The following is a 22,602-nucleotide window of genomic DNA, read 5'->3' as shown; positions in this document are numbered from 1 at the left end:
GACGGAGGGCCGGGGTGGAGCGCCCGGACGGAGGAGCGGCCGGGCGCTCCGGTAGCGGCGCCGGTCGGGCCCGTTACTGCTGCGACGGCGGCTGGTCGCGGAACTGGTTCTTCAGCTGCTCCTGGGCGGAGTCCACCTGACCGCTGTACTTGCCCTGAGTGCGTTGGTCGACGGCGTCGCCCGCCTTGTCGACGGCCTTGTCGGCCTGGTCCTCGTGGCCCTTCAGCAGGTTCTTGAGCTTATCCATCATGGACATCTGGTCACACTCCTGGATGAGACGCCCCCACTCCTCCAATATCGCCGCGCGAGCGGGAGTCCGCATCCCGCAAGGTGTGCGTAAAGGCTTGGCAACACGATTCCGATCATGTCAAATCATGACCTCACGGCCCGTCGGAAGGAGTTGCCTTGATGCTGCGCACCCGTCGCTCCATTTCCCCGTTCGACCGTTCCACCCCGTACGACCGCGTCACGCCGACCGGACGCCCCCGAACCGCCGTCACCCGGCGAGGCGCGGGCGCCGCGTTGACCGTCGCCGCCCTGGTCGCCCCGCTGCTGCTGGCCGGTGCGGGCAGTGCCTCGGCCGACCCGGACCCGGCGCGCAAGGGTGCCAGGCTGGCCTCCCGGCTGGTCGAGGCCAGCAGCGCCCGCGACGCCCGCGCCACCCTGGCCGCGCTCCAGCGGATCGCGGACCGCAACGGCGGTACCCGGGTGGCCGGTTCGAAGGGGCACGACCAGTCCGTGGACTACGTCTACGAGCAGGCCCGGCGGGCCGGACTGAAGGTGTCCAAGCAGGAATTCGTGTACACCTTCTTCGAGGCCCGCTCGGAGCGCCTCGACGTGGTGTCCCCGAAGGCCGAGTCGGTGCCGGTGGTCGCGATGACGTACTCGGTGAGCGGTCCGGACGCGGGCCTGACCGCGGACCTGGCGGTCGCTCCGGTCGGCGCTGCCACCGGCTGCACCCCCGCCGACTACCCGGCGGGCGCGTTCACCGGGAAGATCGCCCTGATCCGCCGCGGCGGATGCAGCTTCGCCGAGAAGCAGGCCGCCGCGGCCGCCGCGGGCGCGTCCGGGGCGATCGTCTACAACAACATCGAGGGCAGCCTCAACGGGACGCTCGGCGAGCCGACGGCAGGGAAGATCCCGACCGGCGGGATCACCATGGCCGCGGGCGAGGCGCTGGCCGCGCAGGCAGCCGCCGGGCCCGTCCGGGTGACCCTGGACATCCGCACCTTCATGGAGCAGCGCAGGACCTGGAACGTCCTCGCCGAGACCCGCGGCGGAGACCCGGACAACACCGTGATGGTCGGCGCGCACCTCGACTCCGTCCCCGAGGGACCGGGCATCAACGACAACGGCTCCGGCACGGCCGGCGTCCTGGAGGTCGCCAAGAACCTCGGTGCCCACCCGGTGAAGAACAAGGTCAGGTTCGCCTGGTGGTCGGCCGAGGAGTTCGGCCTCAAGGGTGCCGAGGCGTACGTCAACTCCCTCTCCGACGCGGAGAAGAAGAAAGTCAGCCTCTACCTCAACTTCGACATGATCGCATCCCCCAACTACGCGCAGTTCGTCTACAACGGCTCCGGCAGCGCCGGTGGCGACGCCGGGCCCGAGGGCTCGGCGCAGCTGGAGCGGGACATCAACGGCTACCTGGACGGCCGGCGCCTGCCGCACGACCCGACCGCCTTCGACGGCCGCTCCGACTACGGTCCGTTCATCGACGCGGGCATCCCGGCCGGCGGCACCGACACCGGCGCCGAGAAGTTCAAGTCCCCCGAGCAGGCGGCCCGTTACGGCGGCACGGCCGGACTCGCGTACGACTCGTGCTACCACAAGGCCTGCGACAACCTGGGCAACATCGACATGCGCGTCTTCGACGTCAACATCGACGTGATCGCGAACGCCGTCGGCACCTACGCCTGGGACCTGTCCTCGCTCCGCAAGCCCGTCCCGGCCAAGCCCCCGGCGGCCAAGGCGGCGCCCGGCGAGGCGACGGGTATCAGCGGCCCGAGCGGAGGCAGCTCCCACAACGTGACGGCCTGACGCCCGGGTGGGCCCGCTGCCGCTTCCGGCCGGCGGGCCCACCCGACCGCCGTACGCGACGACTCCATCCGGGACCTCCCTCCGGCATCGCCCCTGGTGGGTGCGGGTGCGGCCAACGTAGCGGAGACCACTGACAATCCGGCCCGGGGCCGGTACGGTGCCGCCCGGTGCGCATCCGCCGGGACCCGATGGGTGCGCCGAGCCCGGTCCTGACACCATGGGACCGAGATCACGACACCGTGACACCCTCGGAGGAGTCAGCAACATGAGCACGCACTACGACGTCGTCGTCCTCGGCGCGGGCCCCGGCGGCTACACCGCCGCCGTCCGTTCGGCCCAGCTGGGTCTGAAGGTCGCGGTCATCGAGGCCAAGTACTGGGGCGGCGTCTGCCTCAACGTCGGCTGCATCCCCTCCAAGGCCCTGCTGCGCAACGCCGAGCTCGCCCACATCTTCACCAAGGAGGCCAAGACCTTCGGCATCAAGGTCGAGGGCCAGGTGACCTTCGACTTCGGCGAGGCCTTCCGGCGCAGCCGCTCGGTGGCCGACGGCCGGGTCAAGGGCGTCCACTACCTGATGAAGAAGAACGGCATCACCGAGTACGACGGCTGGGGCACCTTCGTCGACGACCACACCCTCCAGGTCGCGCTGAGCGGCGGCGGCTTCGACGTCGTCACCTTCGACCACTGCGTCATCGCCGCCGGTGCCACCACCCGCCTGCTGCCCGGCACCAGCCTGAGCGACCGCGTGGTCACCTACGAGGAGCAGATCCTCACCGAGCAGCTGCCGGAGAGCATCGTCATCGCGGGTGCCGGCGCGATCGGCGTCGAGTTCGCCTACGTCCTGCACAACTACGGCGTGAAGGTCACCATCGTCGAGTTCCTGGACCGCGTGGTGCCGCTGGAGGACGTCGAGGTCTCCACCGAACTCGCCAAGCAGTACCGCAAGCTGGGCATCGAGGTGCTGACCTCCACCCGGGTCGAGTCGATCGACGACAGCGACCCGAACGCCAAGGTCAGGGTCACCGTCACCAAGGACGGCGAGCAGAAGGTGCTGGAGGCCGACAAGGTGCTCCAGGCGATCGGCTTCGCGCCGCGGGTCAACGGCTACGGCCTGGAGAACACCGGGGTCAAGCTCACCGACCGCAACGCCATCGCGGTGGACGGCCGCGGCCGCACCAGCGTCGAGCACATCTTCGCGATCGGCGACGTGACCGCCAAGCTGATGCTCGCGCACGCCGCTGAGGCGATGGCCGTGATCGCCGCCGAGACCATCGGCGGGGCGGAGACCATGGAGGTCGACTTCGCGATGATCCCGCGCGCCACCTACTGCCAGCCGCAGATCGCCTCCTTCGGCTACACCGAGGCGCAGGCCCGCGAGCTGGGCCACGACGTCAAGGTCGCCAAGTTCCCGTTCACCGCGAACGGCAAGGCGCACGGCCTCGGCCACCCGATCGGCTTCGTCAAGGTCATCAGCGACGGCAAGCACGGCGAGCTGCTCGGCGCCCACCTGATCGGGCCCGAGGTCACCGAGCTGCTGCCGGAGCTGACGCTGGCCCAGCAGTGGGACCTGACCGTCCACGAGGTCGCCCGCAACGTGCACGCCCACCCGACCCTGGGCGAGGCGGTCAAGGAGGCCATCCACGGCCTCGCCGGGCACATGATCAACATGTGACGTTCGCTGCCCCGGGCGCCCGCCGCACCCCCGTCGAGCCGTCGCTCGGCGGGGGCGCGGGGGTGTCCCAGTGGAGGAGGCGCCCGTCGGCCCTCAGACGCGCCCCGAGATCAGGCCGAGCCCGCCGTCGAAGCGGCGGTAGAGCACCCGGCCGCGCCCGCTCGCGGGGTGCGCGAAGAACAGGAACGGCAGCTCCGCGGCCGCCAGCCGGCCCACGGCCTGCGCCTCCGTCAGTCGGGGCGCGCCGTACGGGCTGAGGGTGATCGGCGAGGTCCGGCGGCCGGCCGGACCGGCGGCGACGGTACGGGCGAGACGGTAGCCGGTCGGCCCGACCCGGTAGACCACGGCGTCGGTCTCGGTCGCCGGATCGGTGAACAGGTGGATGTCGTAGTCCATCGCGTCCATGGTCCGGGCGGCTGCCTCCGGCGAACACCACACCAGCGAGGGCTCCTTGCGCCGGACCACGGTGAGCTCGGTCTCCCCGGCCGGCCCGGCGGGCGCCGCCGCACGGTGGCCGGGCCAGGGGCGCGGGGCCCAGGCCCCGGTGACGGCCCTGATCCTGCCGCGCAGCGCCTCGCTGACCCGGTCGAGGGAGTCGCCGGGCCCGGCCGCGGCGGCCTGGACGCGCACCCGCCGGCCGTCCACCTCGGCGTTCACCTGCGCCAGCACACCCCCGGCCACGGCCGCGAGCCGGATCCGCAGGGCCTCCACCAGTGTCCCGACCCCCGGAGCGGCCGCCGCGGCGGCCACCCGGGCCCGTGCCTCGGCCAGCACCTCGCCCGGCAGTCCGTCGAACGCCCTCACCATGACCAACTCGCCCATCACCAGGCCCTTCCACTCCCAGTCGGCGCAATCCGGCGACCAGGATCTCGGCCCCACGGCCTCCGGCCAAGGGCCCAACGACCCCACCTCGGGGCCGGGTGAACCAGTCGCACGGGCCAGTCGGACGGGCCGGACGGGCCAGGGGCGGGCGGTGCCCCGGGCCCGTCCCAGCCGGGAGTGTCCGTACAGCCGGGTGCGTCAGTACCGCGGCGAGTGTCAGTACAGCCGGGTGCGCAGCCAGCCCTTGACCTCCGGGGTCACCGGGTCGGTGATGTCGCCGAACTCCTCGTGCTTCAGCAGGAACTTGGCGACGTACGGGCAGATCGGCACGATCCGCTTCCCGGTCGCGCGCACGTCGGTGAGGGCCTCCCGCACCAGGCGCGAGGCGAGGCCCTGGCCGGCGAAGGCCTCGTCGATCTCGGTGTGGAAGAAGACGCGCTGGGCGTCGTGGTCCCGGTACTCGGTGAAGCCGGCGAGCTTGCCGTCGACGAGGATCTCGTACCGGTTCCGGTCGTCCGCCCGCTCGACGACGACGGTGGTGGGAGTGGTCACGGGGTGGTCCTTCGGTTGCGGGGAGTGCCGATCGGAGAGCCGCCGAGCGGCCCCCCGCGACACCGGTCAGCGGGAATCCTGCCAGGTCAACCGGTCCCCGGCCATCCCGGACCCGGCCGCCCTGCCCGCGTCACGGACCCGCCGGGCCGGGCGGCGCCGACGCCCGCTCATCCGCCGGGCCGGCCCTCCTCGCGCCGGCCCGGGCGCCGGCCCTCGTCCGCTCCGCCGCCCGGCGGCCCGCCCGACGCGGGGGCCCGCGCCCTCGACCGGCCTGCCGAGCCGCCGTCGCGAAGCTCGCCGAGCACCGCCCAGCCGACCGACACCACCGGCACCGCCACCACCGCACCCAGCACCCCCGCCAGCACCGCCCCGCCGGCCACCGACACGGCGATGGCCACCGGGTGGATCCGTACGGACCAGCTGAGCACCAGCGGATGCAGCAGGTGGCCCTCGATCTGGCCGATGACCACGATCAGCGCGAGAACCAGGAGCGCGATCACCGGGCCGCGGGCGGCGAGGGCGACCACGGCGGCGACCGCCAGAGCGATCGGGGAGCCGATCAGCGGGACCAGGGTCGCCGCGAACTCCAGCACCATCAGCGGCATGACCAGGGGCACGCGCAGGATCGCCAGCGCGATGCCGACCAGCACGGCGTTGGAGGCCGCCACGATCAGCACGCCCCGGGTGTAGCCCGCGAAGGTGCGCCAGGCGACGCGACCGGCCCGGTCCCAGACCGAGCCGCTCCGCACGGGCAGCTGCTGCTGCGCCCAGGACCACATCCGGTGGCCGGAGTGCAGGAAGAACACCGAGCAGAACACCGCGAGCGCCAGCCCGGTCACCAGCTCGACGATCCGGCCGGCGCCGCTGAGAGCGGTGCTGAGCAGCGTGGAGCGGTGGGCGGAGATGAACTCGCCGATCTTGGCCCGCAGATCGGTGACCGTGCCGGGCCGCAGGTGGAAGGGGGCGCCGGTGAGCCAGTGGTCGATCCGGGCCAGCCCGCCGCGCAGTTCGTTGCCCAGCCGGCCCCACTCGCCGGCGACGGTCGTGCCGACCAGCGCCAGGATCCCGCCGACGAGCGCGATGGTGCAGAGCAGGACGAGCAGGACGGCGAGCGAGCGGGGCGTCACCCGGGCCAGCAGGTCGACCGGCGGGCGCAGCACGGAGGTGATGACCAGCGCGATGAACAGCGCGACCACCGGCAGTTCGAGCCGGGTGAGGACGTCGACGAGCAGGTAGACGGCCAGCCCCAGCAGCACCAGCCGCCAGGTGTACCCGGCGGCCGTCCGCAGCCCGGCCGGGACGCGCTCCACAGCCGGGCCCGGGGCTCCGGCCGGGGCCCGGCGTGCCGACACCCGGGGACGGCGGCTGCCCAGCGGCACGGGCCGTCGGCCGGGTCCGGCGCCGTTCACTCCCACGGGCGGTCTCCTCGGGCTCGGCCGGGTGTCGTCTCACGCCACGATGGCCCATGTCAGGGCGGTCCGCTCTGCGGGCCGCCGCATCCGGTCGACCGGATGCGGCGAGGTTTTCCGCTCAGCGGTGTGTCATCGCGCCGGGGCGGGGCAGACGCGGATCGACACGGGTCCCCCGTGCACCGGCGGATGGCCGGCGGAGGTCGCGGACACCGGGTGGGGAGAGCAGGAGGCAGTGATGAGAAGCCTCATCCGCCGTTACGCGGTGACGCTCCCCGGCCCGGTCGGCGGGCACGCGCCGCCGTCCGTCGTCGTCGTGCACGAGACGCAGACGCTGGGACCCGACGGGAGCTTCGTCTGGGAGAGTTCCGACGGCTGCCTCCGGGTGGAGATCACCGGTGAGGTGGCCACCGTCCTGGCCGCTCCCGGAGCCGGCAGTCGACACCCGTGCCTGCTGGCGGTTCCGCTGCCGTGAGCCGTGAGCCGTGAGCCGTGAGCCGTGAGCCGTGAGCACGCCGCCGTGCCGCGTGCCGGAAGGGCGTCGGACGGTCACCGGGCGGTGGCGGCCAACGCCTCGCGCACGGTGACCAGGCAGGGGTCGCAGTACCGGTCAGGCCCGGCCGCACCGGCACCGTCCGCCGCCGGGACGACGCGCTGGGAGGGTTCGAGGAACCGCCCGCACAGCGAGGAGGACGCGTCGTCCTTCGCCACCACGTGCCACACCACGGCGGGCGGGGACACCGCCGGGTCGTGCTCGGCCCACATCTCGTACACGGCGCTACCTCCGGATCGCTGGGGGCTGGGTCAGTCCATGCAAACCCGGGCCCTGCCGAACGGCCACCGGGCCAGACCCGGTGGGATGGTTGTGGCCCGCCGGTGGCCGTGGCCGGGTGCCGTCCGGCCCGCCCGGCCCGATTCCGCCAGGCCCGGCTGGTCCGTCCGCGAGGCGGTGTCCGGCCCGCTCGCGGGATCACCGGGCGCGACCGCCCGGCGCGGATGCCCGTTCAGCGCCGCCGGTCGGCGCCGGGCCGCCCCGGGGTCCCGGTCCGCGGCGTGCCCGCGGGGCCGGCCCGGTCGCGGCCCTGGCCCGCTGCCAGGCGGCGCCGGATCACCAGGAGGTCGAGCGCGGCGATACCGGCGAACCCGGCGCACAGGGCGGCGAAGAAGGCGTAGCTCCCCTGGTTCGGGGCCGGGCCGGGGTTCGCCAGCGCGGCCAGCACGGCGAAGGCGGCCGTCCCGCCGACGAACAGGACCAGGAAGACCCGGGACAGCAGCCGCCGCAGCTCCAGGTCCGAACGGGCGGTCACCGGTTCGGTGCCCCGGCGCACCGTCTCCTGGGGTCTGAGCTGCGGTGTGGTCCGGCCGGGGCCCTGCGGGGCGTGCGGGAAGTCGTGGCGCTCGCCGGTCCGGCGGTGGGCGCTGCCCCCGTGTTGCGTTCCTGCTCTTCGTTGTACGGCCATGACGGCCCCCGAACGGAGTCGGCCGGTGGTCTTCCGCCGACGCGCCTACCCGGGCCCGGCGTCGGCACACCCCCGCCGGGCACTCACCCGGGAGCCCCGAGCCGCAGCCGGACCGCCAGCTGCGGTCCCTGTTCCGCGCGGCCGCGCTCCCGCGTCCGGCAGAGTCCGGAGAGGACGCGCAGTACCCGCTCGACGTCCTCGGGGCGGCCGAGCAGGTCCGCGGCCACTTCGCCGGCCAGCGCGGCCGGGGGTCCGGGCGAGCCCGCCCGGTGGGCGTCGAAGGACTGGGAGAGGCTCGTCGAGGGAATCGGCGCGGGGCCGGTGGGGGTGCGGGTGATCCGGGGCCGGGCCACCACCCGGGTGCCCTCCGAGGTCACGGTGGCCGGGTCCTCCCAGACGTTGCCGATCCGGGTCCGGCCGCGCCCGGTGTGGGTGGGGAACGCGGCCTCCAGCGCGTCGAGCACCGCCTCCGCCGACTCCTGGGGGCCGTCGCCGAGCCGTACCAGCACGTGCCCGGCGGCCAGGGGCAGTCCCACGGCAGCCACCTCCTCCGTCTCTCGGCGGACGGCTTCGTCCCGGTGACGACTCCGTCCGTGGCCTTCCCCTCCGTTCTACGGCCGGTCCGTGCGGCTGCGCACCCCGGGCGCACCGGCCGGGCAGGTCGGCCGGACGGACATGAGCACCCGTCGGGTTCGGCCGCTGTTCAGCGGAGCGTGGCCCGGCCGACGGTCTCCGACCAATCCCGGTACCTACCGTCAGGGCCCAAACCACTTCCGGGAGCGAACATGCACGACGACCAGGGGACCGAGCACGAGTGCGGCTGCCCGCGGACCGCCGACCTCGACGGGGAGGGGCCCGCCGCGGCCGGCAGGCGCCGGTTCCTGCGCGGGGCCGGCCTGGTGGGCGCGGGGGTCGGCACCGCCGGGCTCGGGCTGCTCGGCGCGGTGCCCGCGCAGGCGGCCGGGCCCGACGCGGCCGGCGGGCCCGGCGCGGCCGAGAAGAAGCCGAAGAAGGGCAAGGGGCACGGGCGTTGGCAGCCCGACCCGGACGCCCGGCAGTTCACCGTGGTCGTCATGCCGGACACCCAGTACCTGTTCGACCAGGACCGGATCCACCCCGCGCCGCTGGAGGCCTCGGTCCGCCACGTGCTGGACGGCGGGGTCAACCGGGAGGACGGGACGGACGACAACATCGTCTTCCTGGCCCACCTCGGCGACGTCACCGAGAACGGGCTGGCCGTCGAGTACGCCGCCGTCACCAAGGTGTTCGGCCTGCTGGACGACGCGGGCGCGGCCTACGGCGTGCTGGCCGGCAACCACGACGTCCGCTCCTCGACCGACGACCAGCGCGGCAGCACCCCGTACCTGGAGACCTTCGGCAAGGCCAGGGCCGCCCGCACCGCCGGGTACCGCGGCTCCAGCCCGGACGGCTACAACACCTGCCACGTGTTCCGGGCGGCCGGGCGCGACTGGATGGTGCTCTCGCTCGACTGGAGGCTCTCCGACGCGGGCTTCGCCTGGGCGAACGCGGCGATCGCGGCCGCCCCCGGGCTCCCGGTGATCCTCACCACCCACGACCTGGCGCACGCCGACGACAGCGGCCGCGCCGAGCTGTCCGACTACGGGAAGCGGCTCTGGGAGCGGCTGATCAGCGGCAACGACCAGATCTTCCTGACCGTCAACGGGCACTACTGGCCGCCCGGGCGCACCGTGCTGAAGAACAGGGCCGGCCACGACGTGCACGTCCACATCGCCAACTACCAGGACCGCTACTACGGCGGCGCGGCGATGATCCGGGCGTACCGCTTCGACCTCGACCGCGACACCGTCGACGTGTCGACCTTCTCGCCGTGGATCCAGCAGATCGCCGCCGAGGAGCGCAACGCGCTGGCCGCCCAGCACGCCGAGCTGACCTCCGACGTGGACCGCTTCTCGTTGGCGATCGACTTCGACCGCCGCTTCGCCGGCTTCGCGCCCGTCCCGCAGCGCCCGGCGCGCCGGGCCGGCGAGCTGCTGGTCCGGGACACGGTGGCCTACTGGCGGTTCGACAACGGCGGCGGCGACGGGACGGCCGTCTCCCCGCAGCAGGTCGTCAAGGACCTGGCCGGGCAGGGCAACGACCTGCTCTGGCAGTGCGCCCCCGGCACGCCCGACGGCGCGCTCAGCTGGTCCGCCGAGCACCACCCGGACCAGCCGGGCCACGGCAGTCTGCTGTTCCGGGGCACCCGGTCGCCGGTCCGCGGCGGCTACCTCCAGACCGCGCCCGGCGCGCCGCTGAACCGGGAGACCTTCGAGCGCGGCTTCACCGTCGAGGCCTTCTTCAAGCTGCCCGCCGACTGGGACTCGGCGCGCAGCCGCTGGTCCGCCCTGCTCAGTCGGTGGGGGATGAGCGGCGAGGCGGGCAAGAACGGGCCGGGGACGGACGCCGAGGAGCCGCTTGTCACGCTCAGCGTCTCCGAGGCGCCGGCCCTCCAGTGGTGCGTCTACCCGCTCAACCAGACGGGGGCGTCCACCTGTTGGGGCCACCAGCTGCCGCTGGACCGGTGGTGGCACGTCGCGGTGGTCAACGACGGGAAGCTCAGCCGGATGTACGTCGAGGGCTGCGAGGTGGCGCGCAACCCGGCGACGCCCGCCGTCGGGCTGACCACGCTGGGGCGGCCGTGGATGCTGGGCGGTTACTCGTACGCGGGGGTGCTGGACAAGGTGTTCCACGGGTACGTCGGGGACGTCCGGATCGTGAAGCGGGCCCTGCGGGTGGGCGAGTTCATGAACGCCTGATCGCACCCCCTCGAAGCGCGGACACCGCCGGGCCCTGGTGGGGGCCCGGCGGTGCCGCTTTCCGGGACGCACAGCGGAACGGCACCGGCCGTCAGCGGCGGGTCTCGATTCGCAGGCCGCCCGTGGTCACCTGGCGGATGGGCTCGCTCGCCAGCAGGTCGTGCGGCTGACCGAGGGCGATCGCGCCCGCCGCGTCGAGCCGGGCCAGTTCGGCGTCCGTCAGCTCGACCGCCAGGGCGCCCAGGTTGTCCTCCAACTGGGCGGGGGTGCGGGCGCCGAGCAGCGTGCTCGTCACGCCCGGCTTCCGCAGCGTCCAGGCCAGCGCCACCTGGGCCGGGGTGTGCCCCAGCTCGCCGGCCAGCTCCCGGACCACCCCGGCCACGCCGAGGCTGCGTTCGGTGAGGGTGCCCAGGGCGAGGTTGTGGCTCCGACGGGTGCTCCCGTCGGGACCGGCGCCCGTCGCGCCCACGTCCTGCCGGCCGTACTTGCCGCTGAGCACCCCGCCGCCGAGCGGCGAGTACGGGACCACGCCCAGGCCCAGCTCCCGGGCCATCGGGATCAGGTCGCGCTCCGCGGTGCGTTCGATCAGGCTGTACTCGACCTGCAACGCGACCAGCGGTGACCAGCCGCGCAGGTCGGCGATCGCCTGCATCCGGGACACCTGCCAGGCCGGGGTGTTGGAGATCGCCACGTACAGCACCTTGCCCTGCCTGACCAGGTCGTCCAGGCCGCGCAACACCTCCTCCACCGGCGTCCGGAAGTCCCAGACGTGCAGGTACAGCAGGTCGAGGTAGTCGGTGCCCAACCGCCGCAGGCTGCCCTCCACCGAGCCGAACAGCGCCTTGCGGTGCCCGCCCCCGGAGTTCGGGTCGCCGGGGCGACGCAGTGTCGAGTACTTGGTCGCCAGCACCAGGCGTTCGCGCTCCTCGTGGGCGAACTCGCCGAGCAGGCGCTCGGAGCTGCCCTCGGTGTAGGTGTCGGCGGTGTCGAGGAGGTTGCCGCCGAGCCCGACGTAGCGGTCGAACAGCTTTCGGGCCTCGGCCCGTTCGGCGCCCCACCCCCATTCGGTGCCGAAGGTCGCGGTGCCCAGGGCCAGCGGTGAGACCCGCAGTCCCGAGCGGCCCAGCAGCCGGTAGTCGTCCAGGGCCAGTGCCATCAGGTTCTCCTGTGCTCGCGTGTGCTCGTGTTCCGTTGCCGGGACCGAGTCTGTGGCGGCGGCGGCCCCGGATAAGGGAGGGCACTTCCTGGGAAGAGCGGTCCCACCCTGGCGGTTGGACCGGTCATGACGACCCGAACCATGGACCCCGCCCAGGAGTTGGCCGCGTTCCTGCGGAGCAGGCGCGAAGGCCTCGACCCCGGCCGGCTGGGCCTGCCGTCGCATCGGCGGGCCCGGCGGACGCCGGGGCTGCGCCGCGAGGAGGTCGCCGAGCTGGCCGGGGTGAGCACCGACTACGTGGTCCGGCTGGAGCAGGGCCGGGGGCTGCGGCCCTCCGCGGGGGTGCTGGCGGCGCTGGCCCGGGCACTGCGCCTGGATGCGAGCGAACGGGACTACCTGTTCGACCTGGCCGGACGCCGCCGTCCCGGCACCACCGGCGGGCCGGCCGCCAGTGCGGCGCCGTCGCTGGCCCGCCTGGTCGGTGACCTCTCGCCGCTGCCGGCCATGCTGCTGGACCACCGTTACGACATCCTCGCCTGGACCCCCGAAATGGCTCGGCTGCTACCGGGCTTCGAGGCCGTGCCGCCGTCACGGCGCAACGCGATGCGGCTGTGCCTGCTGTACCCGGCGATGCGCGGCTTCTACGCCGACCGGGAGCAGGCGCTGCGGGACGGGATCGCCCACCTGCGCGCGGCCTGGGCCGCTCACCCGGAGGACCGGGAACTGTCCGGCCTCATCGACGAGTTCGTCACACAGGACGAGGACTTCGCCCGCTTGTGGTCGGAGCGGGAGGTCAGCGTCAACGGACGCGGCCGGAAGGTGCTGCGGCATCCGGTCGAGGGTGTGATCACCGTCGACTTCGAAGTCCTGCTACCGCTCCAGGACCCGGGACTGCGCCTTCTCGTCTACCGCGCCGCGGACGAGGAGAGCCGCGCGTCCCTGGACCGGCTGTGCGCGCGATGACCGGCCCCGACTCACGAAGACCTTCAAGGGGCTGACCGACCGGAAGCTCGCCTGGCAGACCGCCGAATCGCTCGCCCGGGAGACCGGGCGGGACGCCCCGACGGTGCCGGTCCGGCCGGAACCGGTCGCCGAGGTCGCCTTCGACGGCCTCCAGCGCAGCCCCCGCTACCCCACCGGGCCGGCCCCGCGGTTCGCCCGGGTGGTGCGCCACCGGCCGGACAAGAGCGCCGCCGAGGCCGACGCGGTGGCCTCCGTACGGGAGTTGGCCTCCGTCGAAGGCCTGTGAGGCCGTCCGCCGCGGCCGGGTCCGCAGACCCGTCCGGCGAAGTACCGCGGGTTGAAACGCATTACGCCGCAAGGGGGGTTCACGCACAGGGGCCGAATCAGCCATTCTCGATCCGGCCACCGTACCCCTCCGTGAACGGACCGGCGACGGCTAGGTTGACCGTGACAACGAGAGGTGGCCGCCGGCCAGCCGGCGCCGCCCTGGCGAAAGGTGCCCGACATGCAGGTGAGCGTCGACCGGGACCGTTGCTGTAGCTCCGGCATGTGCGTGACGAACGCCCCCGCGGTCTTCGACCAGGACGACCGGGACAGTCTTGTGAGACTCCGTCAGATCGTGTTGCTGCCCGAGCAGTTCGAAGACGTCAGACTCGCCGCCGACCTCTGCCCGGGCCGGGCGATCAGCGTCACCGGGGACCAGCCCGCGCAGACCGGGGCCTGACCGGCCCCGCCGCCGGCCCCACAGGCCGCCGGGGACTCCCTGCACCCCGACAGCCCCACGAGGACCCCGCGACATGAGGAGACCCCCGCCGTGACCGCCACACCCACCGCCCCCGCCGTCCCGCTGCTGCCGGCCCGGCACTCCGGCGGCTGCCCGTTCGGCCCGCCGCCCGCGTACTCCGAGGCCGCCGCCACCGGGCCGGTGACCAGGGCCGAGCTGCCCGACGGCGACCTCTGCTGGCTGGTCACCGGCTTCGCCGAGGTCCGCACCGTGCTGTCCGACCGCCGGTTCAGTGCCGACATCCGCCACCCGTCCTTCCCGCTGCTGATCGCCGGCGCTCGCGAGCTGATCACCGACAATCCGGACTTCCTGCGGCTCGACGACCCCGAGCACGCCCGCCAGCGCCGCATGATCACCGGGGAGTTCCTGGTCAAGCGGGTGGAGGCGCTGCGCCCGGAGATCCAGCGGATCGTGGACGAGGTACTGGACCGGATGACCGCGGGCCGGACCACGGCCGACCTGGTCACCGACTTCGCGCTGCCGGTGCCCTCGCTGGCGATCTGCCTGCTGCTCGGCGTGCCGTACGAGGACCACGACCGCTTCCAGAGCCTGAGCCGCACGATGCTCAGCCGGGAGAGCACCGTGGAGCAGCTCCGGGGGGCCCAGGAGGAGGTCCGGGGCTACCTGCGCGACCTGACGGCCCGCAAGCGCGCCCAGCCGGAGGACGACGCCCTCAGCCGGCTCGCGGCGCGGGACGACCTGACCCCGGACGACGTGGCCGGCATGGGCGTGCTGCTGCTGATCGCCGGTCACGAGACGACCGCGAACATGATCGCGCTGTCGACCGCGCTGCTGCTGGAGCACCCCGAGCAGATCCCCGGCCTGGCCGACCCGGCCACCCTGCCGGGCGCGGTGGACGAGCTGTTGCGGCTGCTGACCATCGTGCACACCGGCCTGCCCCGGGTGGCGCTGGAGGACGTGGAGCTGGGCGGCGTCACCGTCCGGGCCGGGGAGGGCGTGATGGCGATGCTCTCCACCGCCAACCGGGACGAGGCGGTGTTCGGCGGCGCGGGCCAGCGGGCGACGGACGAGCTGGACCTGGACCGGGACGCCCGGCGGCACCTGGCGTTCGGCTTCGGCGTGCACCAGTGCCTGGGCCAGCCGCTGGCCCGCGCCGAACTCCGGATCGCCCTGGAGACGCTGTTCCGCCGGCTGCCGGGGCTGCGGCTGACCGGCGAGCGCGAGTTCCGTACCGAGTCGTTCATCTACGGGATGCGGTCACTGCCCGTGACCTGGTGAGCGGGGCCCGGGCGCGGTACGGGCCGTAGCCGTAGGCCTTGTCGGCGGCCACGCTGCCGGGCGTCCTCCGGGACCTGCCCGGCCCGGTCCGCGGGACACGGATCTTCTCCAGTACCGGCTCGAACCGCGTGCGGTCCGCCCGCTGCCCCGGCATGACGACCAGGGACAGCGGGCGGCACCGGCCGTCCGCGCCGGAGAGCCGTCAGCCGAGCAGCGTGGCCTCGACGCCGGCGAGCACCGCCGCCAGGCCCTGCTCGAAGCCCTCGTCGAAGTCCTGGAACATCACCCGGCCCGACTCGGCCGCCAGCGGGTGGGCGGCCAGGCGTTCGGCGCGGGCGTCGACGTCGTAGCCCTCGGCGCCGTCGAAGGGGTTGGGGCCCATCGCCTGCTCCTCGATCACGTAGCCGATCGTGTAGCTGTAGGCGGTCTGCCAGGCCCGGGCCGCGGCGGCCGGGGTGAAGCCGGCCTCGGTCAGCAGGCGCAGCGAGGCGTCCAGGCCGGCCGCGTAGCCGGTGTCGGTGAACCGGGAGCCGCTGTAGACCTTCGCGCCGTCGCGGTGGCGCAGCAGTTCGGCGCGCAGGGTGCGCATGGTCCGCAGGTAGGTCTCCCGCCAGTCCTCCGCGGGCCCGTCCTGCGCCGCCCGGCCGGTCATCCGGCGCATCATCTCGGTCGCCATCTCGTCCAGCAGCGCCTGCTTGTCCTTGAAGTGCCAGTACAGCGCGGGCGCCTTGACGTCGAGCCGGGCGGCGATGGCGCGCAGCGTCAGGCCGTCGAGGCCGGCCTCGTCCAGCAGGTTCAGCGCGGCGTCGACGACCTGGCCGCGGTCGAGCTTGGGGGTTCTCTGCGGGGTCACGGTTGACAGTTTAACGCCGTTAAGTTCATCCTGTCGGCAACGGCTACTTAACAACGTTAAGGAGATTGTCGTGGCTTCTCGCGGCACGCACACGGACGTCCTGATCGTCGGTGCCGGGCCCACCGGACTCGCCCTGGCGCTGGACCTCGCCCGGCACGGCGTCGCCGCGCTGGTGGTCGAGCGGGGCGCGGAACTCTTCCCCGGCTCGCGCGGCAAGGGACTCCAGCCGCGCACGCTGGAGGTGCTCGACGACTTCGGCGTGCTCGACCGGATCCGCGCCGTGGCGGGCCACTACCCGCCCAACCTGTTCTGGAAGGACGGCGCACCGCAGGGCGAGCGCCGGATGTACGACCCGATCGAGCCCTCCGAGGCCGAGCCGTACACCGAGGTGCTGATGCTGCCCCAGTGGCACACCCAACGGGTGCTGTACGGGCGGCTGGGCGAACTGGGCGGCGAGGTCGCGTTCGGGCGGGAGCTGGTCGGCCTGACGCAGGACGGGGAGGGCGTGACCGCCGAGTTCGCGGCCGGCGGCCCGGTCCGGGCGCGCTACGCCGTCGCGGCGGACGGCGGGCGCTCGACGGTGCGGCGGCTGCTCGGCATCGGGATGACCGGGGAGACCGTCGACCCGGCCCCGATGCTGGTCGCGGACGTCCGGGTCGACGGGCTGGACCGCGAGCACTGGCACGTCTTCCCGGCCGAGGAGGGGGTGCTGGCGATCTGCCCGCTCGGCGGCACCGAGGACTTCCAGCTGGTCGCCGGGTTCCCGGAGGGCACGGCCGTGGACCTCACCCTCGAAGGCCTCCGCACGGTGGTCGCCGCCCGCTCCCACCTGGGCGCCGACCAGCTGACCGAGCTGCGCTGGATCTCCGAGTTCCGCCCGCGCGCGGCCCTCGCGGACCGTTTCCGGGCCGGCCGGGTGTTCCTCGCGGGCGACGCCGCGCACGTCCACTCGCCGGCCGGCGGACAGGGGCTGAACACCAGCGTCCAGGACGCCTACAACCTGGGCTGGAAGCTCGCCGCCGCGCTGACCGGGCGGGCCGGCGCGCGGCTCCTCGACAGCTACGAGGAGGAGCGCCGGGCCAACGCGGCGGCGATGCTGGAGCTGTCCACCCGGGTCCACCGCGGCGAGCAGCGGCGCGGCCGGGCGACCCGGCAACTCGGCCTCGGCTACCGGGAGTCCGCACTCTCGGTGGAGACCCGACAGGGCCTCCCCGCGGACGCGTTGCGGGCCGGCGACCGCGCCCCGGACGGGCGCCGGGGCGGCACCCGGCTGTTCGACGCCTTCCGCGGCCCGCACTGGACGCTGCTCACCGTCGGCACCGACGCCCCGCTGCCCGCCCTCGCCGCCCCGGTGGTCCGCATCCCGGCCTACGAGGCGTACGGGACCGGCGTGTTCCTGGTGCGGCCGGACGGCTACCTCGGCTGGGCGGGTGCGACGGCCGAAGGGCTGGCGGGCTACGCGGCCGGTCAGGGGCTGCTCGCTCCCTGACCGGGCGTCCGGCCGGGGCACAACCCCCGGCCGTCGGGCCGGCCGCGTCCGGCGGTCGGTCAGCGCGGTGGCCCAGCCCGGTCAGCCCGGTCAGTCCGGCGGCTCGTGCGGTTCCGGCTCGTGGGCCGGTTCGGTGCTCTCCTCCTCGGAGCCGTCCTGCGGCCCCCTCTCCTCCTCCTCCTGACCGGGTGGCGGCGAGCCCTCGCCGGTCATCCGGGACTCGGGGGTCTCGACCGGGACCTCAGGGTCCCTGGGCACGGGCTCGTGCGGGTCGGTCATGGGCTCCACTCCTCCCTCGGGTGCGGTGGCGAGACGACACCCGGTGGCCGTCCGGGGACGACCGCCGGGTGTCCGGTCAGTGCTTCCCCGCGTCCTTGACCTTCTCCGCGGCCTGCTTCAGATCGGCCTTCGCCTGCTCGGCCTTGCCCTTGAGCTCGGTCGAGCGGTCGTCGGTCGCCTTGCCGACCGCCTCCTTGGCCTTGCCGCCGGCCTTCTCCGCCAGGTTGTGCAGCTTGTCCTCGGTACCCATGACGTTCGGCTCCTCTCGTCGTCGGGGCGAAGTCCGCCCTGGGCCGCGTCTGCCCGGGGCTTGCGCAAACATGCGCCGGCTCGCCGATCCGGCCGGGTCCGCGCGCCCGGTTCGACCCGTGGCGCCGGTCGCCGCACGGCTCGGAGCGGCGGCTACCGGGCGGCGCGGGCCTCGGCGGTGGTCTTCAGGTCGTGCAGCCAGCCTTCGAGGCCCTGACGCAGGATCGCGGTGGCGGCGGGGACGTTCGCGTCGACCTGCGGGCCGGTGTGGGTCTCCTCGGTGCGCACCAGGACGCCGCCGGGGACCTCGGTGAAGGTCCACACGTGGACGCCGTCGATCCGCAGCCCCGTCGCCACGGCCGGGCCGGTCCAGCGGATGCAGGCGCCGGGCCGCAGTTGCCGCACGGTGGAGGTGATCTCCAGGACCGGGTCCGTCGAGGCGGGGTTCGGGGGCAGCGGGGTGGTCCAGCGGAACGCCGAGCCCCGGTGCAGCGGGCCGCTGTCGAGGCGCTCGGCGCTGCGCACCGGCGACTGCCAGTCCGGCCAGCGCTCCACGTCGGTCTGGAGCTGCCAGACGGTCCGCAGCGGTGCGTGGATCACGGTCCCGGTCCGGTAGCGGACCTGTGCGGCGGGGTCGACGCCCGCCCCGTGGCAGGTGAGCGAGGAGCCGGGGCCGGGGGAGCCGGCGGCTCCGGCGGGCGCGACGGCGGCGCCGAGCAGGCCGAGGGCGAGCGGGACGGTCAGCAGGGCGGTGCGGATGCCGGTGCGGCGGGTGGCGGTGCGGCGGGTGGCGGTGCGGCGGGTGGCGGTGCGGCGGGTGGCGGTGCGGCGGGTGGCGGTGCGGCGGGTGGCGGACATGGAACTCCCCTTCGCTGGTGGGCCGTCGGGACGGCCGTGGAGTCCGTGAGCTAGAGGCCCACGTATTCGTTAGAAGTTGTAACTCAGCGAAGGGGCGAGGGTCAACAGGTTCCGTGATAGCTTCTAACGGAAGCATCGATATGTAGTCGCACGACTCGGAGGGCGGGCAGGCCATGGCGAGGACGGGCGCGGACACCCCGCGCGAGCGCTACCGCGCCCAGGTGCGCGAGGAGGTCAAGGAGCACGCCCGGGAGCAGATCGCCACGGCCGGCGCCTCGGCGCTCTCCCTCAACGCGATCGCCAAGCGGATGGGCATGAGCGGCCCCGCGCTCTACCGCTACTTCGCCGGCCGCGACGAGCTGATCACCGAACTCGTCCGGGACGCCTACCGCAGCCTCGCCGACACCCTCGGCGCGGCCGCCGCCGAAGGCGCCGACCTGGCCGGGCTCGCGCACGCCCTGCGCGGCTGGGCCCTGGCCGACCCCCAGCGGTACTTCCTGATCTTCGGCACCCCCGTCCCCGGCTACCAGGCACCCGAGGACACCACCGCCATCGCCGACGAGGTCATGCGGACGCTGGTCGACGCCTGTGCGACGCTCTCCCCGGCCACCCCCGAGGCCGGGCAGGCGCCGTTCGCCACCCACCTGGTGGGCCACCGGGACTGGGCGGGCGAGCAGCCGGCCCCGCCCGAGGTGCTCCACCGGTTCCTGGCGTTCTGGACCCGCCTGCACGGCGTGCTGTCGCTGGAGCTCGCCGGGCACTTCACCGGCATGGGCTTCCGGCCCGCGCTGCTCTTCGACGCCGAGCTGGACAGCCTGCTGGCACCGCGCTTCTGACCGGAGCCACGGCTCCGGCCGGCCCGCTCACCCGCCCCGGGCGGCCTCAGGCCTGCCCGGGGTGCGGCTGCGGCACCGGGTCCGGGAACGGCGGGACCGGCGGCGGTGCCGGCTCGGGCTCGCCCGGCCACGGCGCGGGGTCCGGGCGGGGGACCGGCCGGGTGTCCGGGTCCGGCGGGGACGGGACGGTCATCGGGACACCTCCTGGGTGGTGCGGCCGGTTTCAGTGGCCGAGTGCGTGGGGCCAGCTGACGCTTGTTCATCTTCGAGCGGCCCTTGACGCCCCGCTGCCTGGCCTCGTTGTACAGCTGGTCGTAGGTCGGGCCCTGGGCGCCCCGGTGCGAGCGCTGTCCGCCGCGGCGGCCGGAGGAGATGTCGTGGGTCGAGGTGCGGCTCGCGGTCTTCGACTCGCCGTGCCGGGCGCGTTCCTTGTTCACCGTCCTGGCGGCGATCTCCTCGGCCCGTTTCTTGCTCTCGCCCCGGTCGAGCGCGCTCTCCTTGATGTGCTCGTACTGGCGCTCCCGCTTGGGGCTGGATCCTCGCGGCATGGCCGGTGCCTCCCTTCCTGGTCACGGTCGTTGCGCGGACGCGTCTACCCGGAACGGCCGCCGGGAATCCGGCGGCGCCGTCCGCCGCGGACCCGGCGTCCGGGACGCCGCGCGGGCCCCTCCGCCGGCGGCCGGGCCCGCCCCCGGGGTCGGCACGCGCGGGCCGATGGGGCGTGTACGGCCGGTCGTGCTCCGGTTCGGACGGGTGTGCCGGGTGTGGCGCGTTCGCCGCAGCGGCACTCCGGGTAGTTGACCGGCTGCACGGAGTGGACGAGGGGGGTGGGGTCAAGGAGCCGCGATGACGGAACACGAGCAGCTCGGCACTCCTGCCGGCCGGGAAGGACGCCCGACGCGGCCCGAGCGGGTGCCACCCCAGCCCCCGGCGCCCGGCACTCCGGCGGCGGGGCTCCGCCGGGGCGACGGAGCCGACGGAGCCGAGGCCCCCTGGCCCGACGCGATGCTGCCGCTGCTGCGCACCCCGACGGCCGACCGGCGGCCGGCGCCGGAAGGCACCGGTACGGAGCCGCTGCCGGGCGTCGAACCGGCCCGGGTGCTGGACCTCGCGCTGCTGGTCGGCGAGCTGATGCTGGCCAGCGGGGAGGCGGCGGAGGACGTCGAGGCCGCCATGCTCGCCGTCGCACGCGCCTACCGGGTCCACCCCTGCGACCCGCAGGTCACCTTCACCCGGGTGGCGATCTCCTACCAGCCCGGCCCTTCGGAACCCTCGCTGGTCGCCGAGTGCTCCGTCCGCCGCCCGGCCGTCGACTACGCGCGGCTGGCCGCCGTGTTCCGGCTGGTCACCGCGATCACCGTGGGCGGGCTGGCCGTCTCCGAGGCCCACGCCCGCCTGGTGGCCACGCGCCGGCACAGCCGCCGCTACTCGGGCCGGCTGCTCGTGCTCTCCTCCGGGGGGATGGCCGGGGCCGCGACCCTGCTGATCGGCGGCCGGGCCGACGCCCGGGCCTGGCTGGTCTTCGCCAGCGCCGTCGTCGCCGCGCTCGCGGGCGAGCGGCTGGCGGCCCTGGTGGCGCGGCACGACCTCCCGGCGTTCTACCAGTTCGTGGTGGCGGCGGTGCCGGCCGCCGTGATCGGCATCCTGCTCTCGTTCAACGGGCTGCACCTGCGCGGATCGGTGGTGATCACCGGAGGGCTGTTCGCGGTGCTTCCCGGCTGGCCGATGGTGGCGGCCGCCCAGGACGGCCTGACGGGCTTCTACCTGACCGCCGCCGCCCGGCTGCTCGAAGCGCTGTACCTGATGGCCGGTGTGGTGATCGGGGTGATGGCGGTGCTCTACGTCGGTGTCAACAACGGCGCCGACCTCGCCGCCCAGGCGGCCCCGCCAGGGGCGGTGAACCCGCCGCTGCAACTCGCCGCCGCGGTGCTGCTCACCCTGGCCTTCGCGGTGCTGCTGAACACCGAGCCGGCCACGCTGCCGGCCGTCCTGCTGAACAGCGCGGCCGGCTGGACCACGTACGGGGTGCTGGTGAACGCGGGCGGCGAGCCGATCGTGGCGACCGGGCTGGCCGCCGGGCTGGTGGGCCTGTCCGGGCAGCTGATGGCGCGCTGCCGGGGCAGCTCGGCGCTGCCGCACATCACCGCCGCGCTGGGGCCGCTGCTGCCCGGCTCGGTGCTGTACTTCGGGATGCTCGCCTTCGTCCGGGGCGAGCCCGAGGTCGGGCTGAGCGGCATCGGGCGGGCCTGCGCGATGGCGATGGCCCTCGCCATCGGCGTCAACCTGGGCCGCGAGCTGGCCCGCCTCTTCCTGCCGGTGCCCCGGGTGGCTCCGCCGCCCCGTCACCGGGGCGGCCGCCACCGTCGGTGAAGGCGGAGCCGGAGGCGGCGGGCCGGTTTGCCCGGGCGGCGGGGCGGTACACGCGTGGGGTGTGGAGACGGGACGGGCGAGACCGGTCCCGCTCCCCGGGGAAGGCTCCGGCCGGTCGGAACCACCGGTGCCACCCCGCCGACAGCCACCCGCGAACCAGGGAGACCCTCGTGATCGTCCTCGGAGTCATCCTGCTCATCATCGGCTTCGTCACCGGCTTCTCGATCCTCTGGACCATCGGCCTCGTGCTGACCGTCATCGGACTGGTCCTCTGGGTCGCCGGAGCCCTCGGGCACGCCGTCGGCGGACGCCGCCACTACTACTGAAACGCCGCCCTCCGATGAAGGGGAACCGGTGCGGCCTGACCTCTCTTCAGGAGCACGCCGAGCCCGGTCAGCCCGCCCGGACGCCTCAGGGGCGGTCCTCGTGCAGTCCGCAGAGCCAGGCCAGTGCCCGGTGGACGCCGAGGAGGTAGCTGTGGTCCGAACCCCGGCTCCTGGCCAGGTGGAGATCGACGGCTGCGGCCTGGCACTCGGCCAGCAGCTGGGCGTGGCGGGGACCGGTGGCGCCGACCGTGGCGGCGGCGGTGACGGGGGCCGCGACCTGGGCGCCGGCGGCCCACCGGTAGGCGCCGAGCACGCCGTGCTCGAAGCCGGTCCAGGGCCGGGGCCGCCGGTTGACCCCGTCGATCGCGGCGAACACCTCGTCCAGCGGGCGCACCCCCACGGCCGGGATCGTCTCGTCACTGGTCATGTGCGCAACCTACGTCCGCCCGCCGCCGCCCGCCCCCGCAGGCG

Annotated in this window: 26 protein-coding genes and 1 pseudogene; 12 read left to right on the top strand and 15 right to left on the bottom strand. The window is 74.3% G+C overall.

Features of this window, described 5'->3' with window-relative positions; translation table 11 throughout:
* Positions 1 to 73: 73 nt before the first annotated feature.
* The gene (locus ACZ7C5_RS19235; RefSeq protein WP_188301905.1) at positions 74 to 256 is read right to left on the bottom strand and encodes an antitoxin; all 183 of its coding nucleotides are present in this window, start codon (positions 254 to 256) and stop codon (positions 74 to 76) included.
* Between the two features lie 152 nt (positions 257 to 408).
* Between ACZ7C5_RS19235 and ACZ7C5_RS19230 the strand changes: the two genes are divergently transcribed.
* Both ACZ7C5_RS19230 and lpdA read left to right on the top strand, forming a co-directional pair.
* On the top strand, positions 409 to 2,037 hold the full coding sequence (locus ACZ7C5_RS19230; protein ID WP_401086407.1) for a M20/M25/M40 family metallo-hydrolase: 1,629 nt from the start codon (positions 409 to 411) through the stop codon (positions 2,035 to 2,037).
* Positions 2,038 to 2,302: 265 nt separating this feature from the next.
* The gene (gene lpdA, locus ACZ7C5_RS19225; protein WP_401086405.1) at positions 2,303 to 3,709 is read left to right on the top strand and encodes a dihydrolipoyl dehydrogenase; all 1,407 of its coding nucleotides are present in this window, start codon (positions 2,303 to 2,305) and stop codon (positions 3,707 to 3,709) included.
* A 93-nt stretch (positions 3,710 to 3,802) separates the two neighbouring features.
* Here lpdA and ACZ7C5_RS19220 read toward each other — a convergent pair whose 3' ends face one another.
* From ACZ7C5_RS19220 to ACZ7C5_RS19210, 3 genes are all read right to left on the bottom strand, one after another.
* Positions 3,803 to 4,588: a sigma 54 modulation/S30EA ribosomal C-terminal domain-containing protein gene (locus tag ACZ7C5_RS19220; protein ID WP_401086402.1), complete on the bottom strand. Its 786-nt coding sequence runs from the start codon at positions 4,586 to 4,588 to the stop codon at positions 3,803 to 3,805.
* 159 nt (positions 4,589 to 4,747) lie between these two features.
* Complete coding sequence (locus ACZ7C5_RS19215) at positions 4,748 to 5,083, bottom strand: GNAT family N-acetyltransferase (RefSeq protein ID WP_401086399.1); 336 nt, start codon at positions 5,081 to 5,083, stop codon at positions 4,748 to 4,750.
* A 167-nt stretch (positions 5,084 to 5,250) separates the two neighbouring features.
* Positions 5,251 to 6,393, bottom strand: coding sequence for an AI-2E family transporter (locus tag ACZ7C5_RS19210; RefSeq protein WP_470323050.1), 1,143 nt, complete (start codon positions 6,391 to 6,393; stop codon positions 5,251 to 5,253).
* Positions 6,394 to 6,730: 337 nt separating this feature from the next.
* On the opposite strand from ACZ7C5_RS19210, the gene ACZ7C5_RS19205 reads away from it, so the two are divergent.
* Complete coding sequence (locus tag ACZ7C5_RS19205) at positions 6,731 to 6,967, top strand: DUF6296 family protein (RefSeq protein ID WP_401086393.1); 237 nt, start codon at positions 6,731 to 6,733, stop codon at positions 6,965 to 6,967.
* A 74-nt stretch (positions 6,968 to 7,041) separates the two neighbouring features.
* On the opposite strand, the gene ACZ7C5_RS19200 is transcribed toward ACZ7C5_RS19205, so the two are convergent.
* The 3 genes from ACZ7C5_RS19200 to ACZ7C5_RS19190 all read right to left on the bottom strand — a co-directional run bounded on the left by ACZ7C5_RS19200 (position 7,042) and on the right by ACZ7C5_RS19190 (position 8,488).
* On the bottom strand, positions 7,042 to 7,266 hold the full coding sequence (locus ACZ7C5_RS19200; RefSeq protein WP_401050492.1) for a hypothetical protein: 225 nt from the start codon (positions 7,264 to 7,266) through the stop codon (positions 7,042 to 7,044).
* A gap of 230 nt (positions 7,267 to 7,496) precedes the next feature.
* Positions 7,497 to 7,820: a DUF6343 family protein gene (locus tag ACZ7C5_RS19195; RefSeq protein WP_470323049.1), complete on the bottom strand. Its 324-nt coding sequence runs from the start codon at positions 7,818 to 7,820 to the stop codon at positions 7,497 to 7,499.
* Between the two features lie 215 nt (positions 7,821 to 8,035).
* The gene (locus tag ACZ7C5_RS19190) at positions 8,036 to 8,488 is read right to left on the bottom strand and encodes a hypothetical protein (RefSeq protein WP_470323048.1); all 453 of its coding nucleotides are present in this window, start codon (positions 8,486 to 8,488) and stop codon (positions 8,036 to 8,038) included.
* Positions 8,489 to 8,737: 249 nt separating this feature from the next.
* On the opposite strand from ACZ7C5_RS19190, the gene ACZ7C5_RS19185 reads away from it, so the two are divergent.
* Positions 8,738 to 10,729, top strand: coding sequence for a LamG-like jellyroll fold domain-containing protein (locus tag ACZ7C5_RS19185; protein ID WP_401086385.1), 1,992 nt, complete (start codon positions 8,738 to 8,740; stop codon positions 10,727 to 10,729).
* A gap of 91 nt (positions 10,730 to 10,820) precedes the next feature.
* Here ACZ7C5_RS19185 and ACZ7C5_RS19180 read toward each other — a convergent pair whose 3' ends face one another.
* The gene (locus ACZ7C5_RS19180; protein WP_470323047.1) at positions 10,821 to 11,885 is read right to left on the bottom strand and encodes an aldo/keto reductase; all 1,065 of its coding nucleotides are present in this window, start codon (positions 11,883 to 11,885) and stop codon (positions 10,821 to 10,823) included.
* Between the two features lie 126 nt (positions 11,886 to 12,011).
* Here ACZ7C5_RS19180 and ACZ7C5_RS19175 point away from each other — a divergent pair, with 126 nt between their 5' ends.
* The 4 genes from ACZ7C5_RS19175 to ACZ7C5_RS19160 all read left to right on the top strand — a co-directional run bounded on the left by ACZ7C5_RS19175 (position 12,012) and on the right by ACZ7C5_RS19160 (position 14,871).
* Positions 12,012 to 12,848, top strand: coding sequence for a helix-turn-helix domain-containing protein (locus ACZ7C5_RS19175; RefSeq protein ID WP_470323046.1), 837 nt, complete (start codon positions 12,012 to 12,014; stop codon positions 12,846 to 12,848).
* A 103-nt stretch (positions 12,849 to 12,951) separates the two neighbouring features.
* Entirely contained in the window at positions 12,952 to 13,134 is a 183-nt protein-coding gene (locus tag ACZ7C5_RS19170; RefSeq protein ID WP_401086376.1) for a hypothetical protein, read from the top strand.
* A 219-nt stretch (positions 13,135 to 13,353) separates the two neighbouring features.
* Positions 13,354 to 13,572 (top strand): ferredoxin, encoded by a 219-nt coding sequence (locus ACZ7C5_RS19165; protein WP_401086374.1) that lies wholly within the window; start codon positions 13,354 to 13,356, stop codon positions 13,570 to 13,572.
* Positions 13,573 to 13,662: 90 nt separating this feature from the next.
* A complete protein-coding gene (locus ACZ7C5_RS19160; RefSeq protein ID WP_401086372.1) occupies positions 13,663 to 14,871 on the top strand; it encodes a cytochrome P450 in 1,209 nt (402 codons plus the stop codon).
* 202 nt (positions 14,872 to 15,073) lie between these two features.
* Here ACZ7C5_RS19160 and ACZ7C5_RS19155 read toward each other — a convergent pair whose 3' ends face one another.
* Positions 15,074 to 15,724, bottom strand: coding sequence for a TetR/AcrR family transcriptional regulator C-terminal domain-containing protein (locus tag ACZ7C5_RS19155; protein ID WP_401086369.1), 651 nt, complete (start codon positions 15,722 to 15,724; stop codon positions 15,074 to 15,076).
* 70 nt (positions 15,725 to 15,794) lie between these two features.
* On the opposite strand from ACZ7C5_RS19155, the gene ACZ7C5_RS19150 reads away from it, so the two are divergent.
* A complete protein-coding gene (locus ACZ7C5_RS19150) occupies positions 15,795 to 17,213 on the top strand; it encodes an FAD-dependent monooxygenase (RefSeq protein ID WP_470323045.1) in 1,419 nt (472 codons plus the stop codon).
* Positions 17,214 to 17,303: 90 nt separating this feature from the next.
* On the opposite strand, the gene ACZ7C5_RS19145 is transcribed toward ACZ7C5_RS19150, so the two are convergent.
* The 3 genes from ACZ7C5_RS19145 to ACZ7C5_RS19135 form a co-directional block, all read right to left on the bottom strand.
* A complete protein-coding gene (locus tag ACZ7C5_RS19145; protein WP_470323044.1) occupies positions 17,304 to 17,492 on the bottom strand; it encodes a hypothetical protein in 189 nt (62 codons plus the stop codon).
* 76 nt (positions 17,493 to 17,568) lie between these two features.
* Complete coding sequence (locus tag ACZ7C5_RS19140) at positions 17,569 to 17,742, bottom strand: CsbD family protein (RefSeq protein ID WP_188301116.1); 174 nt, start codon at positions 17,740 to 17,742, stop codon at positions 17,569 to 17,571.
* A gap of 152 nt (positions 17,743 to 17,894) precedes the next feature.
* Positions 17,895 to 18,488 (bottom strand): SRPBCC family protein, encoded by a 594-nt coding sequence (locus ACZ7C5_RS19135; RefSeq protein WP_470323117.1) that lies wholly within the window; start codon positions 18,486 to 18,488, stop codon positions 17,895 to 17,897.
* A 284-nt stretch (positions 18,489 to 18,772) separates the two neighbouring features.
* Here ACZ7C5_RS19135 and ACZ7C5_RS19130 point away from each other — a divergent pair, with 284 nt between their 5' ends.
* The gene (locus ACZ7C5_RS19130; RefSeq protein WP_401086356.1) at positions 18,773 to 19,435 is read left to right on the top strand and encodes a TetR/AcrR family transcriptional regulator; all 663 of its coding nucleotides are present in this window, start codon (positions 18,773 to 18,775) and stop codon (positions 19,433 to 19,435) included.
* A 46-nt stretch (positions 19,436 to 19,481) separates the two neighbouring features.
* On the opposite strand, the gene ACZ7C5_RS19125 is transcribed toward ACZ7C5_RS19130, so the two are convergent.
* Positions 19,482 to 19,628 carry a hypothetical protein gene (locus ACZ7C5_RS19125; RefSeq protein WP_470323043.1) on the bottom strand — a complete coding sequence of 49 codons (147 nt, stop codon included), beginning with the start codon at positions 19,626 to 19,628 and terminating at the stop codon, positions 19,482 to 19,484.
* A gap of 52 nt (positions 19,629 to 19,680) precedes the next feature.
* A pseudogene (locus ACZ7C5_RS19120) lies at positions 19,681 to 19,983 on the bottom strand (plasmid stabilization protein); the annotation flags it as partial.
* A 298-nt stretch (positions 19,984 to 20,281) separates the two neighbouring features.
* On the opposite strand from ACZ7C5_RS19120, the gene ACZ7C5_RS19115 reads away from it, so the two are divergent.
* Both ACZ7C5_RS19115 and ACZ7C5_RS19110 read left to right on the top strand, forming a co-directional pair.
* Entirely contained in the window at positions 20,282 to 21,805 is a 1,524-nt protein-coding gene (locus ACZ7C5_RS19115; RefSeq protein WP_401086351.1) for a threonine/serine exporter family protein, read from the top strand.
* Between the two features lie 170 nt (positions 21,806 to 21,975).
* Positions 21,976 to 22,131 carry a DUF6131 family protein gene (locus tag ACZ7C5_RS19110; protein WP_401086348.1) on the top strand — a complete coding sequence of 52 codons (156 nt, stop codon included), beginning with the start codon at positions 21,976 to 21,978 and terminating at the stop codon, positions 22,129 to 22,131.
* Between the two features lie 85 nt (positions 22,132 to 22,216).
* On the opposite strand, the gene ACZ7C5_RS19105 is transcribed toward ACZ7C5_RS19110, so the two are convergent.
* Positions 22,217 to 22,558, bottom strand: a complete 342-nt coding sequence (locus tag ACZ7C5_RS19105; protein ID WP_401086345.1) for a hypothetical protein — start codon at positions 22,556 to 22,558, stop codon at positions 22,217 to 22,219.
* Between the last annotated feature and the right edge of the window lie 44 nt (positions 22,559 to 22,602).

The sequence above is a fragment of the Kitasatospora sp. NPDC036993 genome, from assembly GCF_055607525.1.
This window is presented reverse-complemented; position numbering and strand designations above follow the sequence as displayed.

Bases quoted from the DNA above. Each gene is read 5' to 3' on its own strand.
- ACZ7C5_RS19235 (WP_188301905.1), bottom strand. From the start codon at position 256: ATGTCCATGATGGATAAGCTCAAGAACCTGCTGAAGGGCCACGAGGAC.
- ACZ7C5_RS19230 (WP_401086407.1), top strand. From the start codon at position 409: ATGCTGCGCACCCGTCGCTCCATTTCCCCGTTCGACCGTTCCACCCCG.
- lpdA (WP_401086405.1), top strand. From the start codon at position 2,303: ATGAGCACGCACTACGACGTCGTCGTCCTCGGCGCGGGCCCCGGCGGC.
- ACZ7C5_RS19205 (WP_401086393.1), top strand. From the start codon at position 6,731: ATGAGAAGCCTCATCCGCCGTTACGCGGTGACGCTCCCCGGCCCGGTC.
- ACZ7C5_RS19185 (WP_401086385.1), top strand. From the start codon at position 8,738: ATGCACGACGACCAGGGGACCGAGCACGAGTGCGGCTGCCCGCGGACC.
- ACZ7C5_RS19180 (WP_470323047.1), bottom strand. From the start codon at position 11,885: ATGGCACTGGCCCTGGACGACTACCGGCTGCTGGGCCGCTCGGGACTG.
- ACZ7C5_RS19175 (WP_470323046.1), top strand. From the start codon at position 12,012: ATGACGACCCGAACCATGGACCCCGCCCAGGAGTTGGCCGCGTTCCTG.
- ACZ7C5_RS19165 (WP_401086374.1), top strand. From the start codon at position 13,354: ATGCAGGTGAGCGTCGACCGGGACCGTTGCTGTAGCTCCGGCATGTGC.
- ACZ7C5_RS19145 (WP_470323044.1), bottom strand. From the start codon at position 17,492: ATGACCGACCCGCACGAGCCCGTGCCCAGGGACCCTGAGGTCCCGGTC.
- ACZ7C5_RS19140 (WP_188301116.1), bottom strand. From the start codon at position 17,742: ATGGGTACCGAGGACAAGCTGCACAACCTGGCGGAGAAGGCCGGCGGC.
- ACZ7C5_RS19130 (WP_401086356.1), top strand. From the start codon at position 18,773: ATGGCGAGGACGGGCGCGGACACCCCGCGCGAGCGCTACCGCGCCCAG.
- ACZ7C5_RS19125 (WP_470323043.1), bottom strand. From the start codon at position 19,628: ATGACCGTCCCGTCCCCGCCGGACCCGGACACCCGGCCGGTCCCCCGC.
- ACZ7C5_RS19115 (WP_401086351.1), top strand. From the start codon at position 20,282: ATGACGGAACACGAGCAGCTCGGCACTCCTGCCGGCCGGGAAGGACGC.
- ACZ7C5_RS19105 (WP_401086345.1), bottom strand. From the start codon at position 22,558: ATGACCAGTGACGAGACGATCCCGGCCGTGGGGGTGCGCCCGCTGGAC.